We start from the raw sequence: 16442 nt of genomic DNA, 5'->3' as shown, positions 1-16442 counted from the left end.
CGACTGCGCCGCACGCCGGCCGGCCCGCCCCGCCCGCTCCTCGCAAGCCCGCCCCGCACCGCCCGGCTCACGCTCCCCCGGCTCACGCTCCCCCGGTGCCCGCGCATCGGCGGGCACCGCCTTGTCGCCTCACCCCGCCGCCCGTCTCCCTTCTCGGCCCGCCCCCGCCCCCGCCTCCCGCCTCCCGCCTCCCGCGAGTGTGAAAGCAGTTACACCCCATGAACTCCGTCCGGCCGGGGTCCGTGGGTAGGGATGACGCGGAGCGACGGAAGAGGCGCCGCACCACACGGCCCCGACAGGTCTAAACCAATTTTCTGTCGACCCTTGTCACCGGCCCCCGGGTCTGATGAGCTGTGGCCTGGGACACAACGGACACCCTTGGAAAGGGAGATGTCGTGAGCAACGAAAGCCTGGCCAACCTGCTCAAGGAAGAGCGCAGGTTCGAGCCGCCCGCCGACCTGGCCGCCGGCGCCAATGTCACGGCGGAGGCGTACGAGCAGGCCAGGGCTGACCGGCTCGGTTTCTGGGCCGAGCAGGCGCGTCGGCTGGCCTGGGCCAAGGAGCCGACCGAGACGCTGGACTGGTCGAACCCGCCGTTCGCCAAGTGGTTCAAGGACGGCGAGCTGAACGTGGCGTACAACTGCGTCGACCGGCACGTGGAGGCCGGGCACGGCGACCGGGTGGCGATCCACTTCGAGGGCGAGCCGGGCGACAGCCGCGCCCTCACCTACGCCCAGCTCAAGGACGAGGTCTCCAAGGCCGCCAACGCCCTGCTGGAACTCGGGGTGCGTACGGGCGATCGGGTCGCGGTCTACATGCCGATGATCCCCGAGACCGCGATCGCGATGCTGGCGTGCGCCCGGATCGGTGCCGCGCACTCGGTGGTCTTCGGCGGCTTCTCCGCCGACGCGCTCGCCACCCGCATCCAGGACGCCGACGCCCGGGTCGTCATCACCGCCGACGGCGGCTACCGGCGCGGCAAGCCCTCCGCGCTGAAGCCGGCCGTCGACGAGGCCGTCGCCAAGGCCGGCACCGTCGAGCACGTCCTGGTGGTGCGGCGCACCGGCCAGGAGGTCGCCTTCGACGAGGGCCGCGACGTGTGGTGGCACGACCTGGTGGAGCGGCAGTCGGCCGAGCACACCCCGCAGGCGTTCGGGGCCGAGCATCCGCTGTTCATCCTGTACACCTCCGGCACGACGGGGAAGCCGAAGGGCATCCTGCACACCTCCGGCGGCTACCTCACCCAGACCGCCTACACCCACCACGCCGTCTTCGACCTCAAGCCGGAGACGGACGTGTACTGGTGCACCGCCGACGTCGGCTGGGTCACCGGCCACTCCTACATCGTGTACGGGCCGCTCGCCAACGGCGCCACCCAGGTGATGTACGAGGGCACCCCGGACACCCCGCACCAGGGCCGGTTCTGGGAGATCGTGCAGAAGTACGGCGTGACCATCCTCTACACCGCGCCGACCGCGATCCGCACGTTCATGAAGTGGGGCGACGACATCCCCGCGAAGTTCGACCTCTCCTCCCTGCGGGTCCTGGGGTCGGTGGGCGAGCCGATCAACCCCGAGGCCTGGATCTGGTACCGCAAGCACATCGGCGCCGACCGCACCCCGATCGTGGACACCTGGTGGCAGACCGAGACCGGCGCCATGATGATCTCCCCGCTGCCCGGCGTCACCGCCACCAAGCCCGGCTCCGCCCAGACGCCGCTGCCCGGCATCTCGGCGACCGTCGTCGACGACGAGGCCAACGAGGTGCCCGACGGCGGCGGCGGCTACCTCGTCCTCACCGAGCCCTGGCCGTCGATGCTGCGCACCATCTGGGGCGACGACCAGCGCTTCCTCGACACCTACTGGTCGCGCTTCGAAGGCAAGTACTTCGCGGGCGACGGCGCCAAGAAGGACGACGACGGCGACATCTGGCTGCTCGGCCGGGTCGACGACGTCATGCTCGTCTCCGGCCACAACATCTCCACCACCGAGGTCGAGTCCGCCCTCGTCTCCCACCCCGCCGTCGCCGAGGCCGCCGTGGTCGGCGCCGCCGACGAGACCACCGGCCAGGCCATCGTCGCCTTCGTCATCCTGCGCGGCACCGCGAACGCCGAGGACGAGAACCTCGTCGCCGAACTGCGAGGCCACGTCGGCGCCGCCCTCGGCCCGATCGCCAAACCGAAGCGCATCCTGCCGGTCGCCGAACTGCCCAAGACCCGCTCCGGCAAGATCATGCGCCGCCTGCTGCGCGACGTGGCGGAGAACCGGCAGCTCGGCGATGTCACCACCCTCACCGACTCCACCGTCATGGACCTCATCCAGACCAACCTGCCGACCGCGAGCAGCGAGGACTGAGCACGGCTGTCCAGGGCACCCGACGCCGGGTGCCCTGAACGCGCCTACCGTGGGAGACACCGGAACACTCCGGACTCACCTTAGGTAAACTAAACAAAGGTGAGCCGGGAAGTCTGGTCGGCACGAGTTCCGTGCTGTCCACCCACCGGAGGCCCACCGTGACCGCGCCCCGCGCCGACACCCCCCGCACCACACCTCCCCGCAAGGTCTTCGGACGCCTGTCCCTGCCCGAGCGGAACTACGTCGCGGACGCGCTGCGCACCGAGACCGTCGGCGGCGTGCTGTTGCTGGTGGCCGCCGTCGCGGCGCTGGTCTGGGCGAACATACCCGCGCTGCACGACAGCTACGAGAGCGTCAGTCACTTCCACCTCGGCCCCGGGGCGCTCGGGCTGAACCTGTCGATCGAGCACTGGGCGGCCGACGGGCTGCTCGCCGTCTTCTTCTTCGTCGCCGGCATCGAGCTCAAGCGCGAACTCGTCGCCGGTGACCTCAAGGACCCGAAGGCCGCGGCGCTGCCCGTCGTCGCCGCCCTGTGCGGGATGGCCGTACCGGCGCTGGTCTACGTACTGACCAACCTCACCGGCGGTGGTGGCCTGAACGGCTGGGCCGTACCCACCGCCACCGACATCGCCTTCGCGCTCGCCGTGCTGGCCGTCATCGGCACCTCCCTGCCCAGTGCCCTGCGGGCCTTCCTGCTCACGCTCGCCGTCGTCGACGACCTGTTCGCGATCCTGATCATCGCCGTCTTCTTCACCGACGGCATCGACTTCGCCGCGCTCGGCGGCGCGGTCGTCGGCCTGGGCCTGTTCTGGCTGCTGCTGCGCAAGGGCGTACGCGGCTGGTACGTGTACGTGCCGCTCGCGCTGGTGATCTGGGCGCTGATGTACAACAGCGGCGTCCACGCCACCATCGCGGGCGTCGCGATGGGCCTGATGCTGCGCTGCACCACCCGTGAGGGCGAGGAGCACTCCCCCGGCGAGCACATCGAACACCTCGTACGCCCGCTGTCGGCCGGCCTGGCGGTCCCGCTGTTCGCCCTGTTCAGCGCGGGGGTGTCGATCTCGGGCGGCGCGCTCGGAGACGTGTTCACCAAGCCGGAGACGCTGGGCGTCGTCCTGGGGCTCGTCGTGGGCAAGACGGTCGGCATCTTCGGCGGTACCTGGCTGACCGTCCGCTTCACGCGGGCCTCGCTCAGCGAGGACCTCGCCTGGGCGGACGTCTTCGCCGTGGCCTCGCTCGCCGGCATCGGCTTCACCGTCTCGCTGCTGATCGGGGAGCTGGCCTTCGAGGGCGACGCCGTCCTGACGGACGAGGTCAAGGCGGCCGTCCTGACGGGTTCGCTGATCGCGGCGGTCCTGGCGACCGTGCTGCTGAAGGTGCGCAACGCCAAGTACCGCCGGATGTGCCAGGACGAGGAGCGCGACGACGACCTCGACGGCATCCCGGACATCTACGAGGAGGACGAACCGGCGTACCACGCGCGCATGGCGGAGATCTACGACCGCAAGGCCGCCGAGCACCGCCGGCTCGCCGCGGAGAAGGCCGCGGAGAAGGCCGCCGCGCGCCACGGGCTTGCCGAAGTGGCGGGCGGGGCGGGCGAGGAGGACGACCGTCCGGCATGATCTGACGGGACGGTACAAAAGACGGGGCCGCACGCAGTCAGGCAGAAGACGGCGGAACCGTACAAGACGAGGGAGACCGCGATGAGCGCACCCGACGGCAGCCCGGTCGGCGCCGAACGCAGCATCGGTCAGCTGTTCGCCTCCGCGACGACCGAGATGTCGGCGCTGGTGCACGACGAGATCGCGCTGGCGAAAGCCCAGCTCAAGCAGGACGTGAAGCGGGGCGCGACGAGCGGCGGCGCGTTCACGGTGGCAGGCGCGATCCTGCTGTTCTCGCTGCCCATGCTGAACTTCGCCCTCGCGTACGGCATCCGTACCTGGAGCGACTGGAATCTCGCGATCTGCTTCCTGCTGTCCTTCGCGGCGAACGTCCTCGTCGCCGTGGTCCTGGCGCTGATCGGCGTCGCCTTCGCCAAGAAGGCCAAGAAGGGCAAGGGCGCGCAGAAGGTCGCCGCCTCGGTGAAGGAGTCGGCGGGCGTCCTGCAGAACGCCAAGCCGCACCCGCGGCCCGAGCTGGCGCAGGACGCCGGCCGGAAAGCCCTCGAGCCTGTGGCACGCTCGTCGTCATGACGGACCCCGCCACCCCTTCGGCTCAGCCCGCCTCGGTCGTACGGCCCGAGTTCGTCGGCGAGACCAAGGTGACCCACCGGGAGGTCGCCGCCAACGGCGCGCGCTTCCACATCGCCGAGCTGGGCGACGGCCCGCTCGTGATGCTCGTGCACGGCTTCCCCCAGTTCTGGTGGACGTGGCGGCACCAGTTGACCGCGCTGGCCGACGCCGGCTTCCGGGCCGTCGCCATGGACCTGCGGGGCGTGGGCGGCAGCGACCGTACGCCCCGCGGCTACGACCCGGCCAACCTCGCCCTCGACATCACCGGCGTGATCCGCTCCCTCGGCGAGCCGGACGCCGCGCTGGTCGGCCACGACCTGGGCGGCTATCTGGCGTGGACCGCGGCGGTCATGCGCCCCAAGCTCGTACGACGGCTCGCGGTCGCCTCGATGCCGCACCCGAGGCGCTGGCGCTCCGCGATGCTCGCCGACGTCCGGCAGACCACGGCCGGCTCCCACATCTGGGGGTTCCAGCGGCCCTGGATCCCGGAGCGGCAGCTCACCGCCGACGACGGCGAGCTGGTCGGCCGGCTGATCCGGGAGTGGTCCGGGCCCCGGCAGCCGGAGGACGAGGCGATCGAGACGTACCGGCGGGCGATGTGCATCCCCTCCACCGCGCACTGCTCGGTGGAGCCCTACCGGTGGCTGGTGCGGTCGCTGGCCCGGCCGGACGGGATCCAGTTCTACCGGCGCATGAAGCGGCCGGTGCGCGTACCGACGCTGCATCTGCACGGTTCCCTGGACCCGGTGATGCGTACCCGCAGCGCGGCCGGTTCGGGCGAGTACGTCGAAGCGCCGTACCGCTGGCGGCTGTTCGACGGGCTCGGGCACTTCCCGCACGAAGAGGATCCGGTCGCCTTCTCCACCGAACTGGTCAACTGGCTGAAGGATCCCGAACCCGATCGGTGACCGGATTGCCGCGCCCGGTATCCGGAACTGAACGCATGTCCTACGAACGGCCAATTGCCCGGCGCATAGGCCAATTGGCGGGCCACCGGGCGGTTATCGACCTTGGGGTCCGGGCAGACGTCGGTGTATGGGCTGGACGCACGACTACAGTGACGCAGTACGCGACCGCCGCTCGGCCGGTGGTCTTGACTCCCACCGACGAGGCAGCGGTCCGCAGTCGCAGAGCAACGATCTCCGGGTGGGCATTCCCCGTATCCTCCGCCGCCGGGCCCGCTGGGTCTCGGTACGCCTGCGTCATCCGCGCGACTGACACTCTCGCGCGGTCCTCCCCGGGGGCTGGTCCCCCGGGGACGAATCCCTTTCCCGCAGTTCCGAACCACGGTTTCCGACAGGGCGTGGTGCCGGTCGCCCGCCAACCGGCACCGCGTCAGAGGGCGCAGTTGTCGCTGTCCACCTGCTGGTTGGCGGCGCGTCCACGGGTGATGTCCTGCCGGATCTCGTCCGCGGTGAGCGCGTAGCCGGTGTCGGCGTCGTCGAGGGACTTGGCGAAGACCACGCCGTAGACCTTGCCTTCGGGCGTGAGCAGCGGGCCGCCGGAGTTTCCCTGACGGACCGTCGCGTACAGCGAGTAGACGTCGCGGCGGACGGTGCCGCGGTGGTAGATGTCCGGGCCGTTGGCCGTGATACGGCCCCGCACGCGCGCCGCGCGGACGTCGTACGAGCCGTTCTCCGGGAAGCCGGCGACGATCGCGCCGTCCCCGCTCGCCGCGTCCCCGGTGGTGAACTGCAGTACGGGCGCGTCGAGATCGGGTACGTCGAGGACGGCGATGTCGCGCTTCCAGTCGTACAGCACGACCGTGGCGTCGTGCTTGCGGCCCTCGCCGCCTATCTGGACGGTCGGCTCGTCGACGCCGCCCACGACGTGCGCGTTGGTCATGACGCGACGCTCACCGAAGACGAAGCCGGTGCCCTCCAGGACCTTGCCGCAGCTCTCCGCGGTGCCCATGACCTTGACGATGGAGCGCTGCGCGCGGACCGCCACGGCACTGTTCGCCAGGGCGGGGTCGGGCGGCTGGACGTCGGTGATCGGCTCGTTGGCGAACGGGCTGAAGACCTGCGGGAAGCCGTTCTGGGCGAGGACGGAGGAGAAGTCGGCGAACCAGGTGTCGGCCTGGGCGGGCAGCGCCTCGGACACGCCGTGCAGCACCGTGGAGCTGCGGACCTCCTTGCCCAGCGTGGGCAGCGTCGTACCGGCGAGGGCGGACCCGATCAGCCAGGCCACCAGCAGCATTGCGACGACGTTGACCAGGGCGCCGCCGGTCGCGTCCAGCGCGCGGGCCGGGGACCAGGTGATGTAACGGCGCAGCTTGTTGCCCAGGTGGGTGGTCAGGGCCTGCCCCACGGAGGCGCAGACGATGACGACGATCACGGCGACGACGGCGGCCGTCGTGCTCACCTCGGAGTTGTCGGTCAGCCAGTCCCAGATGACCGGCAGCAGGTAGACGGCGACGAGACCGCCGCCCAGGAAACCGATCACCGACAGGATTCCGACGACGAAGCCCTGGCGGTAGCCGACGACCGCGAACCAGACGGCAGCGACCAGCAACAGGATGTCCAGCACGTTCACCGTTCAGGCCTCGCCTCTTTCTGCCCGGCCGCGGCAGGCCGGCGGGGGTCCGGAGGGTCCTCCCCCGGGTACACACAGCACGGACGACACCCTGTCATGACCGCCAGTCGAGTGGCACCAGCTTCTCGCGGTCCCAGGGGCGCTCCCAGCCCGCGTAGTGCAGGAGGCGGTCGATCACGCCGGCGGTGAAGCCCCACACAAGGGCGGATTCGACCAGGAATGCCGGGCCTCGGTGGCCGCTGGGGTGGTACGTCGTGGCGCGGTTGGCGGGATCCGTGAGATCCGCCACGGGGACCGTGAACACGCGGGCGGTCTCGTTCGGATCGACCGCTCCGACCGGGCTCGGCTCGCGCCACCAGCCCAGCACGGGAGTCACGACGAACTCGCTGACCGGGATGTACAGCTTGGGCAGCACACCGAACAGCTGGACGCCCGCCGGGTCGAGGCCGGTCTCCTCCTCGGCCTCGCGCAGGGCGGCCCGCAGCGGGCCGTCGCCGTGCGGATCGCCGTCCTGCGGGTCGAGGGCGCCGCCGGGGAAGGACGGCTGCCCGGCGTGCGCGCGCAGCGAGCTGGCCCGCTCCATGAGCAGCAGTTCGGGGCCGCGTTCGCCGTCACCGAAGAGGATGAGGACCGCCGACTGCCGCCCGCCTCCGTCCTCCGGGGGCAGGAAGCGGCTCAGCTGGAGCGGCTGCACCGTCTCCATGGCCTCCGCCACCGGCCCCAGCCAGGTCGGCAGTCCCTTCTTGCTGAGGGTCACCGACCCGCCCTGCGTGTCACTCGCGCGCGCCATCACCGCACCACCCCCCGGTTCTGCCCGGTCCAACGCCCGGGGGGACGCGGATCGTTCCGGTTCGGCGGGGTCGTACCCAGCCTCATCCGGCCCCCAGCGGGGGAGCGGGGCGGCCGCCCGCGTCCAGGTAGGCCTGGGGCGGGTTCAGCCGTTGGCCGGGGAAGCCGCCCTTCTCGTACTTCAGGAGCTTCTTCGCCCGCTCCGGGTCCGTCTCCCCCTCGCCGTACGCCGGGCAGAGCGGCGCGATGGGGCAGGCACCGCAGGCGGGCTTGCGGGCGTGGCAGATGCGGCGGCCGTGGAAGATCACGTGGTGCGAGAGCATCGTCCACTCGCTCTTGGGGAAGAGCGAGCCGACGGCGATCTCGATCTTGTCCGGCTCGGTCTCCTCGGTCCACCGCCAGCGCCGTACCAGCCGCTGGAAGTGTGTGTCCACGGTGATTCCCGGCCGGCCGAACGCGTTGCCCAACACCACGAAGGCGGTCTTGCGGCCGACGCCGGGCAGCTTCACCAGGTCCTCCAGACGGCCGGGGACCTCTCCGTCGAACTGCTCGACCAGGGCCTTGGAGAGCCCCATCACCGACCTGGTCTTGGCGCGGAAGAAGCCGGTCGGACGCAGGATCTCCTCGACGTCCTCCGGGTCGGCGGCGGCCAGGTCCTCGGGGGTGGGGTACTTCGCGAAGAGGCCGGGGGTGGTCTGGTTGACCCGGAGGTCGGTGGTCTGGGCCGACAGGACGGTGGCGACCACGAGTTGGAAGGGGTTCTCGAAGTCCAGCTCGGGGTGGGCGTAGGGGTAGACCTCGGCGAGCTCGCGGTTGATGCGGCGGGCGCGGCGGACCAGGGCGGTGCGGGACTCGCTCCGGGAAGGCTTCGACGACTTCGACGACTTGGGCGACTTCGACGATGCCGGGGCGGTCGCGGCGGTCCCCGCGGCCCCTGCCGTTCTGGCGGCGGTCGTCTTCTTCGCGATCGTCTTCTCCGCAGTCGTCTTCTTCTTCGCGGCTGTCTCCTTCGCCGCTGCGGACGTCGAGGCGGCAGTCCTCTTCGCAGCCGCCTTCTTCACGGTTTCCGCCCTCTTCTCGTCACCACCGGAGCCCTGTTCGCCCACAGCGGAATCGCGTCGGTCAACCACCCGCCCAGCCCCCTTGGCCTGTGTTCTCACCGGCTGTTCGGACACCCGGCCAGCCTAAAGCCCGACACCGACATCTGCCCCGGACCCTGAAGATCAGCCCCCAATTGGACCCCTGACGCTTACCCCAGGACACCTGTGCGGCATCCTTGTGACAGATCACACTGTTTGGACCGCCCGGCAAAATGGGGAACACGGACCCCTGGCACACGGGGGAGCAAGATCCCCTGAGCAGGTCGACAAGGAGAGAACTCGTGGACGACGTCCTCCGGCGCAACCCGCTCTTCGCGGCACTCGACGACGAGCAGGCCGCGGAGCTCCGCGCCTCCATGAGCGAGGTGACGCTCGCCCGTGGCGACTCCCTGTTCCACGAGGGAGACCCCGGCGACCGGCTCTACGTCGTCACCGAGGGCAAGGTCAAGCTCCACCGCACGTCGCCGGACGGCCGCGAGAACATGCTGGCCGTGGTCGGCCCCAGCGAGCTGATCGGCGAGCTGTCGCTCTTCGACCCGGGCCCGCGGACGGCGACCGCCACCGCACTGACCGAGGTCAAGCTGCTCGGCCTCGGCCACGGCGACCTCCAGCCCTGGCTGAACGCCCGCCCCGAGGTGGCCACCGCGCTTCTGCGCGCCGTCGCCCGGCGCCTGCGCAAGACCAACGACGCCATGTCCGACCTGGTCTTCTCCGATGTTCCCGGCCGCGTCGCGCGCGCCCTGCTGGACCTGTCCCGCCGCTTCGGCGTGCAGTCCGAGGAGGGCATCCACGTCGTCCACGACCTCACGCAGGAGGAGCTGGCCCAGCTGGTCGGCGCGTCCCGCGAGACCGTGAACAAGGCGCTGGCCGACTTCGCGCAGCGCGGGTGGCTCCGCCTGGAGGCGCGGGCGGTCATCCTGCTGGACGTGGAGCGACTGGCCAAGCGGTCCCGCTGACCGCCGGGTCCGGCCGGCGGCGGGTTCGCGCGGGCGACCGTCGGCGGGCCCGGGCTGTCGCTGGGGGCGTTGCCGGGAGGGCCGTCCCCCGGCCCCCTGCGCCTGACGGCCCCGGTTCCGTGCGCCGGGCGGGCCCGCCCTCGGCACGGGTGAAAAAGGTGAGGCCTGTCGTCGCCTCCCGCAGCACAGTGGCCCCATGAGCGACATCCGTCCAGGCCTGGACGCCCAGGGGTTCATCGCACGCGAAGGATCCCTCGCGCGCGTGCCGCACGTCTTCCGTCCCGTCGTCGCCGCGGCACGGGACCGGTTGCCGCACCTGTTCGGGGAGCGGCTGCACAGCGCGTATCTGTACGGGTCGGTTCCCCGTGGCACCGCGCGCGTGGGGCGCAGCGACCTCGACCTCCTGGTCGCGCTGCACGAGGAGCCCACCGCGGCGGACCGGGCGGGCGTCCGCTCCCTCGGCGAGGCCCTCGACCGGGAGTACCCACAGATCGACGGGGTCGGCACGCTGCTCCATGGCCGCGCCCGGCTGCTGGGCGACGCCGAGCGGTACGACCTGGGCTGGTTCGTGGCGTGCCTGTGCACGCCGCTGCTGGGCGAGGACCTGGCCGGGCACCTGCCCCGCTACCGGCCCACGTCCCTGCTCGCGCGGGAGACCAACGGCGACCTCGCGCTGCTCCTCCCGCGCTGGCGCGCGCGCATCGCCGAGGCGGACGACACCGACACGGCCCGGCTGCCGCTGGTCCGGTTCATGTCCCGGCACCTCGTGCGCACCGCCTTCACCCTGGTCATGCCCCGCTGGAACGGCTGGACCAGCGACCTGCACGAGATGGCGGAGGCCTTCGCCGCGTACCACCCCGCGCGCGCGGAACAGCTCCGCGCGGCGGCCGTACGCGGATACGAGCCGACCGGGGACGCCGACGTGCTGCAGGGGTACGTCGAGGATCTCGGGCCCTGGCTGGCGGACACGTACGCGCGCGTGCACGGCGTGAAGACACCGAGGCCGGACTGATCCAGAGGACGAAAGGCCCTAGATGAGGCCGTGCTCCCGGAGGTACTCCAGCTGGGCCCGTACCGACAGCTCCGCCGCCGGCCACAGGGAGCGGTCCACGTCCGCGTAGACGTGGCCCACGACCTCGGCGGGGCCGCGGAGGCCGTCCTCCACGGCCGTCTCCACCTGGGCGAGGCGGTGGGCACGGTGGGCGAGGTAGAACTCGACGGCGCCCTGGGCGTCCTCCAGGACGGGTCCGTGGCCCGGCAGGACGGTGCGGACGCCGTCGTCGACCGTGAGGGACCTGAGCCGGCGCAGGGAGTCCAGGTAGTCGCCCAGACGGCCGTCGGGGTGCGCCACGACCGTCGTGCCGCGGCCGAGGACCGTGTCGCCGGTCAGGACGGCGCGGTCGGCGGGCAGGTGGAAGCAGAGGGAGTCGGCGGTGTGACCCGGCGTCGGGACGACCCGCAGCTCCAGGCCGCCGGTCGTGACCACGTCACCGGCGGCCAGGCCCTCGTCGCCCAGCCGCAGCGCCGGGTCCAGGGCGCGCACCTTCGTGCCGGTCAGCTCGGCGAAGCGGCCGGCGCCCTCGGCGTGGTCGGGGTGGCCGTGGGTGAGCAGGGTCAGGGCGACGCGCTTGCCGGCCTTCCGGGCGGTGTCGACGACCGCGCGCAGGTGCCCCTCGTCCAGCGGGCCCGGGTCGATCACGACGGCCAGGTCCGAGTCGGGCTCGGAGACGAGCCAGGTGTTCGTGCCGTCCAGGGTCATCGCGGAGGCGTTCGGGGCGAGGACGTTGACCGCGCGCGGGGTGGCGGGGCCCGAGAGGACCTGGCCGCGGGGCCGGCCGGGCAGGGCGGCTGCGTCGGTCATGCGGGGCCTCCACCGGCCGGGACGTGCTGGGTGAACTCGTCGTGGCCCGGCCAGGACAGCACGACCTCGCCGTCCTCGAGGCGGGCCCGTGCCAGAACGGGGGTGAGGTCGCGTGCGGGCGCGGCGGCCAGCGCCTCGGCGGCCGTGCCGTACGGCAGCAGCTGGCGCAGGGTCGCGATCGTGGGCGGCATCATCAGCAGCTCGCCCTCGTCGTACGAGGCGGCGGCGTCGGCGGGGCGGATCCAGACCGTGCGGTCGGCCTCCGTGGAGGCGTTGCGGGTGCGCTGGCCCTCGGGGAGCGCGGCGACGAAGAACCAGGTGTCGTAGCGGCGGGGCTCGAACTCCGGGGTGATCCAGCGCGTCCAGGCGCCCAGCAGGTCGGAGCGCAGCACCAGCCCGCGCCGGTCGAGGAACTCCGCGAAGGACGTCTCGCGGGCGACGAGGGCGGCCCGGTCGGCCTCCCAGTCGTCGCCGGTGGTGTCGCCGACGACGGAGTCGGGGTCCGGGCCGGCGAGCAGTACACCGGCCTCCTCGTACGTCTCCCGTACGGCCGCGCACACGATGGCCTGGGCCGCCGTCCCGTCGACGCCGAGCCGCTCGGCCCACCACGCGCGCGGGGGGCCCGCCCAGCGCACGTGCCGGTCGTCGTCGCGCGGGTCGACTCCGCCGCCCGGATACGCGTACGCGCCTCCGGCGAAGGCCATGGAGGCGCGTCTGCGCAGCATGTGGACGACGGGGCCGCTGCCGGCGTCCTTCAGGAGCATCACCGTGGCCGCGCGTTTCGGGGCGACCGGGGTGAGTGTGCCGTCCGCGAGCGCACGGATGCGCTGCGGCCAGTCCGGGGGGAACCACTGCCCATTCGCCATGGCCGGAGGCTATCCCGTGCCACGCGAATGTTCGAGAGGTGCCCGAGGTCAGGCGGTACGCCGGTGGCACGGCCCCGGCCGGCCGGCGTCCACCGGACGGGCCGGCCGGCTACTGCGCCAGCTCGACCTGGATCTCCACCTCGACGGGCGCGTCCAGGGGCAGGACCGCGACGCCGACCGCGCTGCGCGCGTGCACGCCCTTGTCGCCGAGGACCTCGCCCAGCAGCTCGCTCGCGCCGTTGAGGACGGCGGGCTGGCCGGTGAAGTCGGCGGCCGACGCCACGAAGCCCACGACCTTCACCACGCGCGCGACGCGGTCCAGGTCACCGGCGACCGACTTGACGGCGGCCAGGGCGTTCAGGGCGCAGGTGCGGGCCAGGTCCTTGGCCTCCTCGGGGGTGACCTCCGCGCCGACCTTGCCGGTGACCGGGAGCTTGCCGTCCACCATCGGCAGCTGGCCCGACGTGTACACGTACGGGCCGGACTGCACGGCCGGCTGGTAGGCCGCGAGGGGCGGCACGACCGCGGGCAGGGTCAGGCCCAGCTCGGCGAGCCTCGCCTCGACGGCGCTCACGCCTTCTCCCGCTTCAGGTAGGCCACGAGCTGCTCGGGGTTGTTCGGGCCGGGCACGACCTGGACGAGCTCCCAGCCGTCCTCGCCCCAGGTGTCCAGAATCTGCTTCGTGGCATGGACGAGCAGCGGCACGGTTGCGTATTCCCACTTGGTCATGGGCCGACTTTATCCGCTGCGGCGGCGGGGCCCGCTCCCCGGCCATGTGGCCGATCGGACACCGGTTGTCCACAGCCTCCCGATTGACTCGCGCGCCGACTGGTTACGCTCGAAGACGTGAGCAGGCTCCAGGTCGTCAGCGGCAAGGGCGGGACCGGAAAGACCACGGTCGCCGCCGCTCTCGCGTTGGCTCTCGCGACCGAGGGGAAGCGGACGCTTCTCGTCGAGGTCGAGGGCCGCCAGGGCATCGCGCAGCTCTTCGAAACGGAGGCGCTGCCTTATGAGGAGCGGAAGATCGCCGTCGCTCCCGGGGGCGGGGAGGTGTACGCCCTGGCCATAGACCCCGAACTGGCCCTTCTGGACTACCTCCAGATGTTCTACAAACTGGGCGGCGCGGGCCGCGCCCTGAAGAAGCTGGGCGCGATCGACTTCGCCACCACCATCGCGCCGGGCCTGAGGGACGTGCTCCTGACCGGCAAGGCGTGCGAGGCCGTGCGCAGGAAGGACAGGAGCGGGCGGTTCGTGTACGACCACATCGTCATGGACGCCCCTCCCACGGGCCGCGTCACCCGCTTCCTGAACGTGAACGACGAGGTCGCGGGCCTCGCCAGGATCGGCCCGATACACAACCAGGCGCAGGCCGTGATGCGGGTGCTGAAGTCCCCGGAGACGGCCGTGCACCTGGTGACGCTGCTGGAGGAGATGCCGGTCCAGGAGACCGCCGACGGCATCGCCGAACTGCGGGCCGCGAAGCTTCCGGTGGGGCGGGTCATCGTCAACATGGTCCGGCCGGAGGTGTTGGACGCGGACGGGCTGGAACTCGTCAGGACGGTGGCGCGTTCCTCTGTCGCGCGGTCGCTGTCCGCCGCGGGACTGGGCGGAGCGCGCCGGGGCGGGCACGCCGAGCGGCTGGTGGACCCGCTCCTGACCCAGGCCGACGAGTACGCCGAGCGGTATGCGCTGGAGCACGAGCAGCGTGCCGTACTGGGCGAGCTGGGTCTGCCGATGCACGAACTGCCGATGCTCGCCGAGGGCGTGGACCTGGCGGGCCTGTACGAACTCGCCGGCGAGCTGCGGAAGCAGGGGATGTCATGAGTGCGGACCAGCCTCGGGCCCAGGAGGGCTCTCGCCGTCTCTCCCCCTCGCGCACCCTGGACGTCGACCCCCTGATCGACGATCCGGGGACCCGCATCGTGGTGTGCTGCGGTGCGGGCGGGGTCGGCAAGACGACGACCGCGGCGGCGCTGGGCCTGAGGGCGGCCGAGCGGGGCCGCAAGGTGGTCGTCCTCACCATCGACCCGGCGCGCCGGCTCGCGCAGTCCATGGGCATCGACTCGCTCGACAACACGCCCCGCCGTGTGAAGGGCGTCGAGGGGGACGGCGAGCTGCACGCGATGATGCTCGACATGAAGCGCACCTTCGACGAGGTCGTCGAGGCGCACGCGGACGCCGAGCGGGCGGCCTCGATCCTGTCGAACCCCTTCTACCAGTCGCTCTCCGCGGGCTTCGCCGGCACGCAGGAGTACATGGCGATGGAGAAGCTGGGGCAGCTGCGGGCGCGGGACGAGTGGGACCTGATCGTCGTCGACACGCCGCCGTCCCGCTCCGCGCTGGACTTCCTGGACGCGCCCAAGCGGCTCGGGTCGTTCCTGGACGGGCGGCTGATCCGGCTGCTGACGGCCCCGGCCAAGCTGGGCGGCCGCGCGGGGATGAAGTTCCTCAACGTCGGGATGTCGATGATGACCGGCACCCTCGGCAAGCTCCTCGGCGGCCAACTGCTCAAGGACGTCCAGACGTTCGTGTCCGCGATGGACACGACCTTCGGCGGTTTCCGTACGCGTGCCGACGCCACGTACAAGCTTCTCCAGGCGCCCGGGACGGCGTTCCTGGTGGTGGCGGCGCCCGAGCGGGACGCGCTGCGGGAGGCGGCGTACTTCGTGGAGCGGCTGGCCACCGAGGAGATGCCGCTGGCCGGACTGGTGCTCAACCGGGTCCATGGCAGCGGCGCCGCCCAGCTGTCCGCCGAGCGGGCGCTCGCCGCTGCGGAAAATCTTGAGGAACCCCGCATTGTGGATCAGGACGGCGGGAAAGCTGGACTTCGTAACTCTCCCGACACGTACGGCAGTTCAGAAGCAACCGCTCCAGGGACACCGGCCGCCGACAGTGACACCGCCGGCGGCTCCCCCACCGGCCCCGACCCGGAGCGGTCCACCGACCAGCTCACCGCGGGCCTGCTGAGGCTGCACGCCGATCGTATGCACCTGCTCTCCCGGGAGCAGCACACGTGGGACCGCTTCGCCTCGCTGCACCCCGAGGTCGCGGTCGCCGAGGTGGCCGCGCTGGCCGGTGACGTACACGACCTGGCGGGGTTGCGGGACATCGGGGACCGGCTCGCGGCCAATCGGCCGGAGCTGCCCGAGACGGAGGTCTGAGGGGACCCACTGGGGGACGGACCCCCTCAGCGGGGACCTACCGGGGGACGGAACCCTCAGCCCACCGCCGCGTAGTTCTCGTACACCTGGTCGTCGTCGAGCGGCACGATGCCCGCTCCGCGCTCGTACTCCGAGCGCGCGGTCTCCAGGAGCCGGCGCCAGGAGGTCACGGTCGGCCGCCTGCGCAGCAGTGCGCGGCGCTCGCGCTCCGTCATGCCTCCCCACACGCCGAACTCGACGCGATTGTCGAGCGCGTCCGCCAGGCACTCGGTGCGCACCGGGCATCCGGTGCACACCGCCTTGGCCCTGTTCTGCGCTGCTCCCTGAACGAACAATTCATCCGGATCAGTAGTGCGGCAGGCGGCCTGCGCACTCCAGTCGGTTACCCAGCCCATACCGGCGCCGTCCTCTCCCGAATCGAGGCTCCCCCACGGCGGCAGCGGCATATTCACCGCCGCCAGTTGAGGACGTTACGGAAGGTGGGCACAGCGCAACACCCCCTTCGGGCCCAATCTTGAATGGTCCGAACGGACTATGCGTAAGCGGCAGATCACCCGGGGGAGTGAGCCTGCGACATATGCGGCCATCC

General features: G+C 71.7%; 17 protein-coding genes. 9 read left to right on the top strand and 8 right to left on the bottom strand.

Annotated features, from left to right (window positions below):
* Nucleotides 1-395 precede the first annotated feature (395 nt).
* The 5 genes from acs (at nucleotide 396) to ACH4N1_RS06975 (ending at nucleotide 5803) form a co-directional block, all read left to right on the top strand.
* Entirely contained in the window at nucleotides 396-2354 is a 1959-nt protein-coding gene (acs, locus tag ACH4N1_RS06995; protein ID WP_398095058.1) for an acetate--CoA ligase, read from the top strand.
* 158 nt (nucleotides 2355-2512) lie between these two features.
* Complete coding sequence (gene nhaA, locus ACH4N1_RS06990) at nucleotides 2513-3976, top strand: Na+/H+ antiporter NhaA (RefSeq protein WP_398095056.1); 1464 nt, start codon at nucleotides 2513-2515, stop codon at nucleotides 3974-3976.
* An 81-nt stretch (nucleotides 3977-4057) separates the two neighbouring features.
* Entirely contained in the window at nucleotides 4058-4546 is a 489-nt protein-coding gene (locus ACH4N1_RS06985) for a phage holin family protein (RefSeq protein ID WP_398095054.1), read from the top strand.
* On the top strand, nucleotides 4543-5493 hold the full coding sequence (locus ACH4N1_RS06980) for an alpha/beta fold hydrolase (protein ID WP_398095052.1): 951 nt from the start codon (nucleotides 4543-4545) through the stop codon (nucleotides 5491-5493). Before ACH4N1_RS06985 ends, ACH4N1_RS06980 begins: the two co-directional genes overlap by 4 nt.
* A 127-nt stretch (nucleotides 5494-5620) precedes the next feature.
* On the top strand, nucleotides 5621-5803 hold the full coding sequence (locus ACH4N1_RS06975; RefSeq protein WP_398095050.1) for a hypothetical protein: 183 nt from the start codon (nucleotides 5621-5623) through the stop codon (nucleotides 5801-5803).
* Between the two features lie 117 nt (nucleotides 5804-5920).
* Here ACH4N1_RS06975 and ACH4N1_RS06970 read toward each other — a convergent pair whose 3' ends face one another.
* The 3 genes from ACH4N1_RS06970 to nth form a co-directional block, all read right to left on the bottom strand.
* Entirely contained in the window at nucleotides 5921-7120 is a 1200-nt protein-coding gene (locus tag ACH4N1_RS06970; protein WP_398095048.1) for a MarP family serine protease, read from the bottom strand.
* 94 nt (nucleotides 7121-7214) lie between these two features.
* Nucleotides 7215-7910, bottom strand: a complete 696-nt coding sequence (locus ACH4N1_RS06965; RefSeq protein WP_398095046.1) for an NUDIX hydrolase — start codon at nucleotides 7908-7910, stop codon at nucleotides 7215-7217.
* An 82-nt stretch (nucleotides 7911-7992) separates the two neighbouring features.
* Nucleotides 7993-8970: an endonuclease III gene (nth, locus tag ACH4N1_RS06960; protein WP_398095045.1), complete on the bottom strand. Its 978-nt coding sequence runs from the start codon at nucleotides 8968-8970 to the stop codon at nucleotides 7993-7995.
* Between the two features lie 320 nt (nucleotides 8971-9290).
* On the opposite strand from nth, the gene ACH4N1_RS06955 reads away from it, so the two are divergent.
* Both ACH4N1_RS06955 and ACH4N1_RS06950 read left to right on the top strand, forming a co-directional pair.
* A complete protein-coding gene (locus ACH4N1_RS06955; RefSeq protein WP_020129286.1) occupies nucleotides 9291-9965 on the top strand; it encodes a Crp/Fnr family transcriptional regulator in 675 nt (224 codons plus the stop codon).
* A 196-nt stretch (nucleotides 9966-10161) separates the two neighbouring features.
* Complete coding sequence (locus ACH4N1_RS06950) at nucleotides 10162-10977, top strand: nucleotidyltransferase domain-containing protein (protein WP_398095041.1); 816 nt, start codon at nucleotides 10162-10164, stop codon at nucleotides 10975-10977.
* Between the two features lie 18 nt (nucleotides 10978-10995).
* On the opposite strand, the gene ACH4N1_RS06945 is transcribed toward ACH4N1_RS06950, so the two are convergent.
* From ACH4N1_RS06945 to ACH4N1_RS06930, 4 genes are all read right to left on the bottom strand, one after another.
* Nucleotides 10996-11826, bottom strand: coding sequence for an MBL fold metallo-hydrolase (locus ACH4N1_RS06945; RefSeq protein WP_398095039.1), 831 nt, complete (start codon nucleotides 11824-11826; stop codon nucleotides 10996-10998).
* Nucleotides 11823-12692 (bottom strand): NUDIX hydrolase, encoded by an 870-nt coding sequence (locus tag ACH4N1_RS06940; RefSeq protein ID WP_398095037.1) that lies wholly within the window; start codon nucleotides 12690-12692, stop codon nucleotides 11823-11825. The genes ACH4N1_RS06945 and ACH4N1_RS06940 overlap by 4 nt, the downstream gene beginning before the upstream one ends.
* A 109-nt stretch (nucleotides 12693-12801) precedes the next feature.
* Nucleotides 12802-13266, bottom strand: a complete 465-nt coding sequence (locus ACH4N1_RS06935) for a RidA family protein (protein WP_398095035.1) — start codon at nucleotides 13264-13266, stop codon at nucleotides 12802-12804.
* On the bottom strand, nucleotides 13263-13421 hold the full coding sequence (locus tag ACH4N1_RS06930) for a DUF4177 domain-containing protein (RefSeq protein ID WP_003967454.1): 159 nt from the start codon (nucleotides 13419-13421) through the stop codon (nucleotides 13263-13265). Before ACH4N1_RS06930 ends, ACH4N1_RS06935 begins: the two co-directional genes overlap by 4 nt.
* Nucleotides 13422-13538: 117 nt before the next feature.
* Here ACH4N1_RS06930 and ACH4N1_RS06925 point away from each other — a divergent pair, with 117 nt between their 5' ends.
* Entirely contained in the window at nucleotides 13539-14516 is a 978-nt protein-coding gene (locus ACH4N1_RS06925; protein ID WP_398095033.1) for an ArsA family ATPase, read from the top strand.
* A complete protein-coding gene (locus ACH4N1_RS06920; protein ID WP_398095031.1) occupies nucleotides 14513-15853 on the top strand; it encodes an ArsA family ATPase in 1341 nt (446 codons plus the stop codon). Before ACH4N1_RS06925 ends, ACH4N1_RS06920 begins: the two co-directional genes overlap by 4 nt.
* Before the next feature lie 56 nt (nucleotides 15854-15909).
* On the opposite strand, the gene wblA is transcribed toward ACH4N1_RS06920, so the two are convergent.
* Nucleotides 15910-16248 (bottom strand): transcriptional regulator WblA, encoded by a 339-nt coding sequence (wblA, locus tag ACH4N1_RS06915; protein ID WP_324787120.1) that lies wholly within the window; start codon nucleotides 16246-16248, stop codon nucleotides 15910-15912.
* Nucleotides 16249-16442 lie beyond the last annotated feature (194 nt).

The organism is Streptomyces sp. NPDC017202, assembly GCF_044331705.1.
Classification (GTDB): Bacteria; Actinomycetota; Actinomycetes; order Streptomycetales; family Streptomycetaceae; genus Streptomyces.
The sequence above is the reverse complement of the archived record's forward strand: the minus strand, read 5'-3'. Positions and strand labels throughout refer to the sequence as shown.

Coding starts and splice junctions, on each gene's coding strand:
- ACH4N1_RS06975 (WP_398095050.1), top strand. CDS start 5,621: ATGGGCTGGACGCACGACTACAGTGACGCAGTACGCGACCGCCGCTCG.
- wblA (WP_324787120.1), bottom strand. CDS start 16,248: ATGGGCTGGGTAACCGACTGGAGTGCGCAGGCCGCCTGCCGCACTACT.
- ACH4N1_RS06940 (WP_398095037.1), bottom strand. CDS start 12,692: ATGGCGAATGGGCAGTGGTTCCCCCCGGACTGGCCGCAGCGCATCCGT.
- ACH4N1_RS06980 (WP_398095052.1), top strand. CDS start 4,543: ATGACGGACCCCGCCACCCCTTCGGCTCAGCCCGCCTCGGTCGTACGG.
- ACH4N1_RS06930 (WP_003967454.1), bottom strand. CDS start 13,421: ATGACCAAGTGGGAATACGCAACCGTGCCGCTGCTCGTCCATGCCACG.
- ACH4N1_RS06965 (WP_398095046.1), bottom strand. CDS start 7,910: ATGGCGCGCGCGAGTGACACGCAGGGCGGGTCGGTGACCCTCAGCAAG.
- ACH4N1_RS06950 (WP_398095041.1), top strand. CDS start 10,162: ATGAGCGACATCCGTCCAGGCCTGGACGCCCAGGGGTTCATCGCACGC.
- ACH4N1_RS06945 (WP_398095039.1), bottom strand. CDS start 11,826: ATGACCGACGCAGCCGCCCTGCCCGGCCGGCCCCGCGGCCAGGTCCTC.
- ACH4N1_RS06920 (WP_398095031.1), top strand. CDS start 14,513: ATGAGTGCGGACCAGCCTCGGGCCCAGGAGGGCTCTCGCCGTCTCTCC.
- ACH4N1_RS06985 (WP_398095054.1), top strand. CDS start 4,058: ATGAGCGCACCCGACGGCAGCCCGGTCGGCGCCGAACGCAGCATCGGT.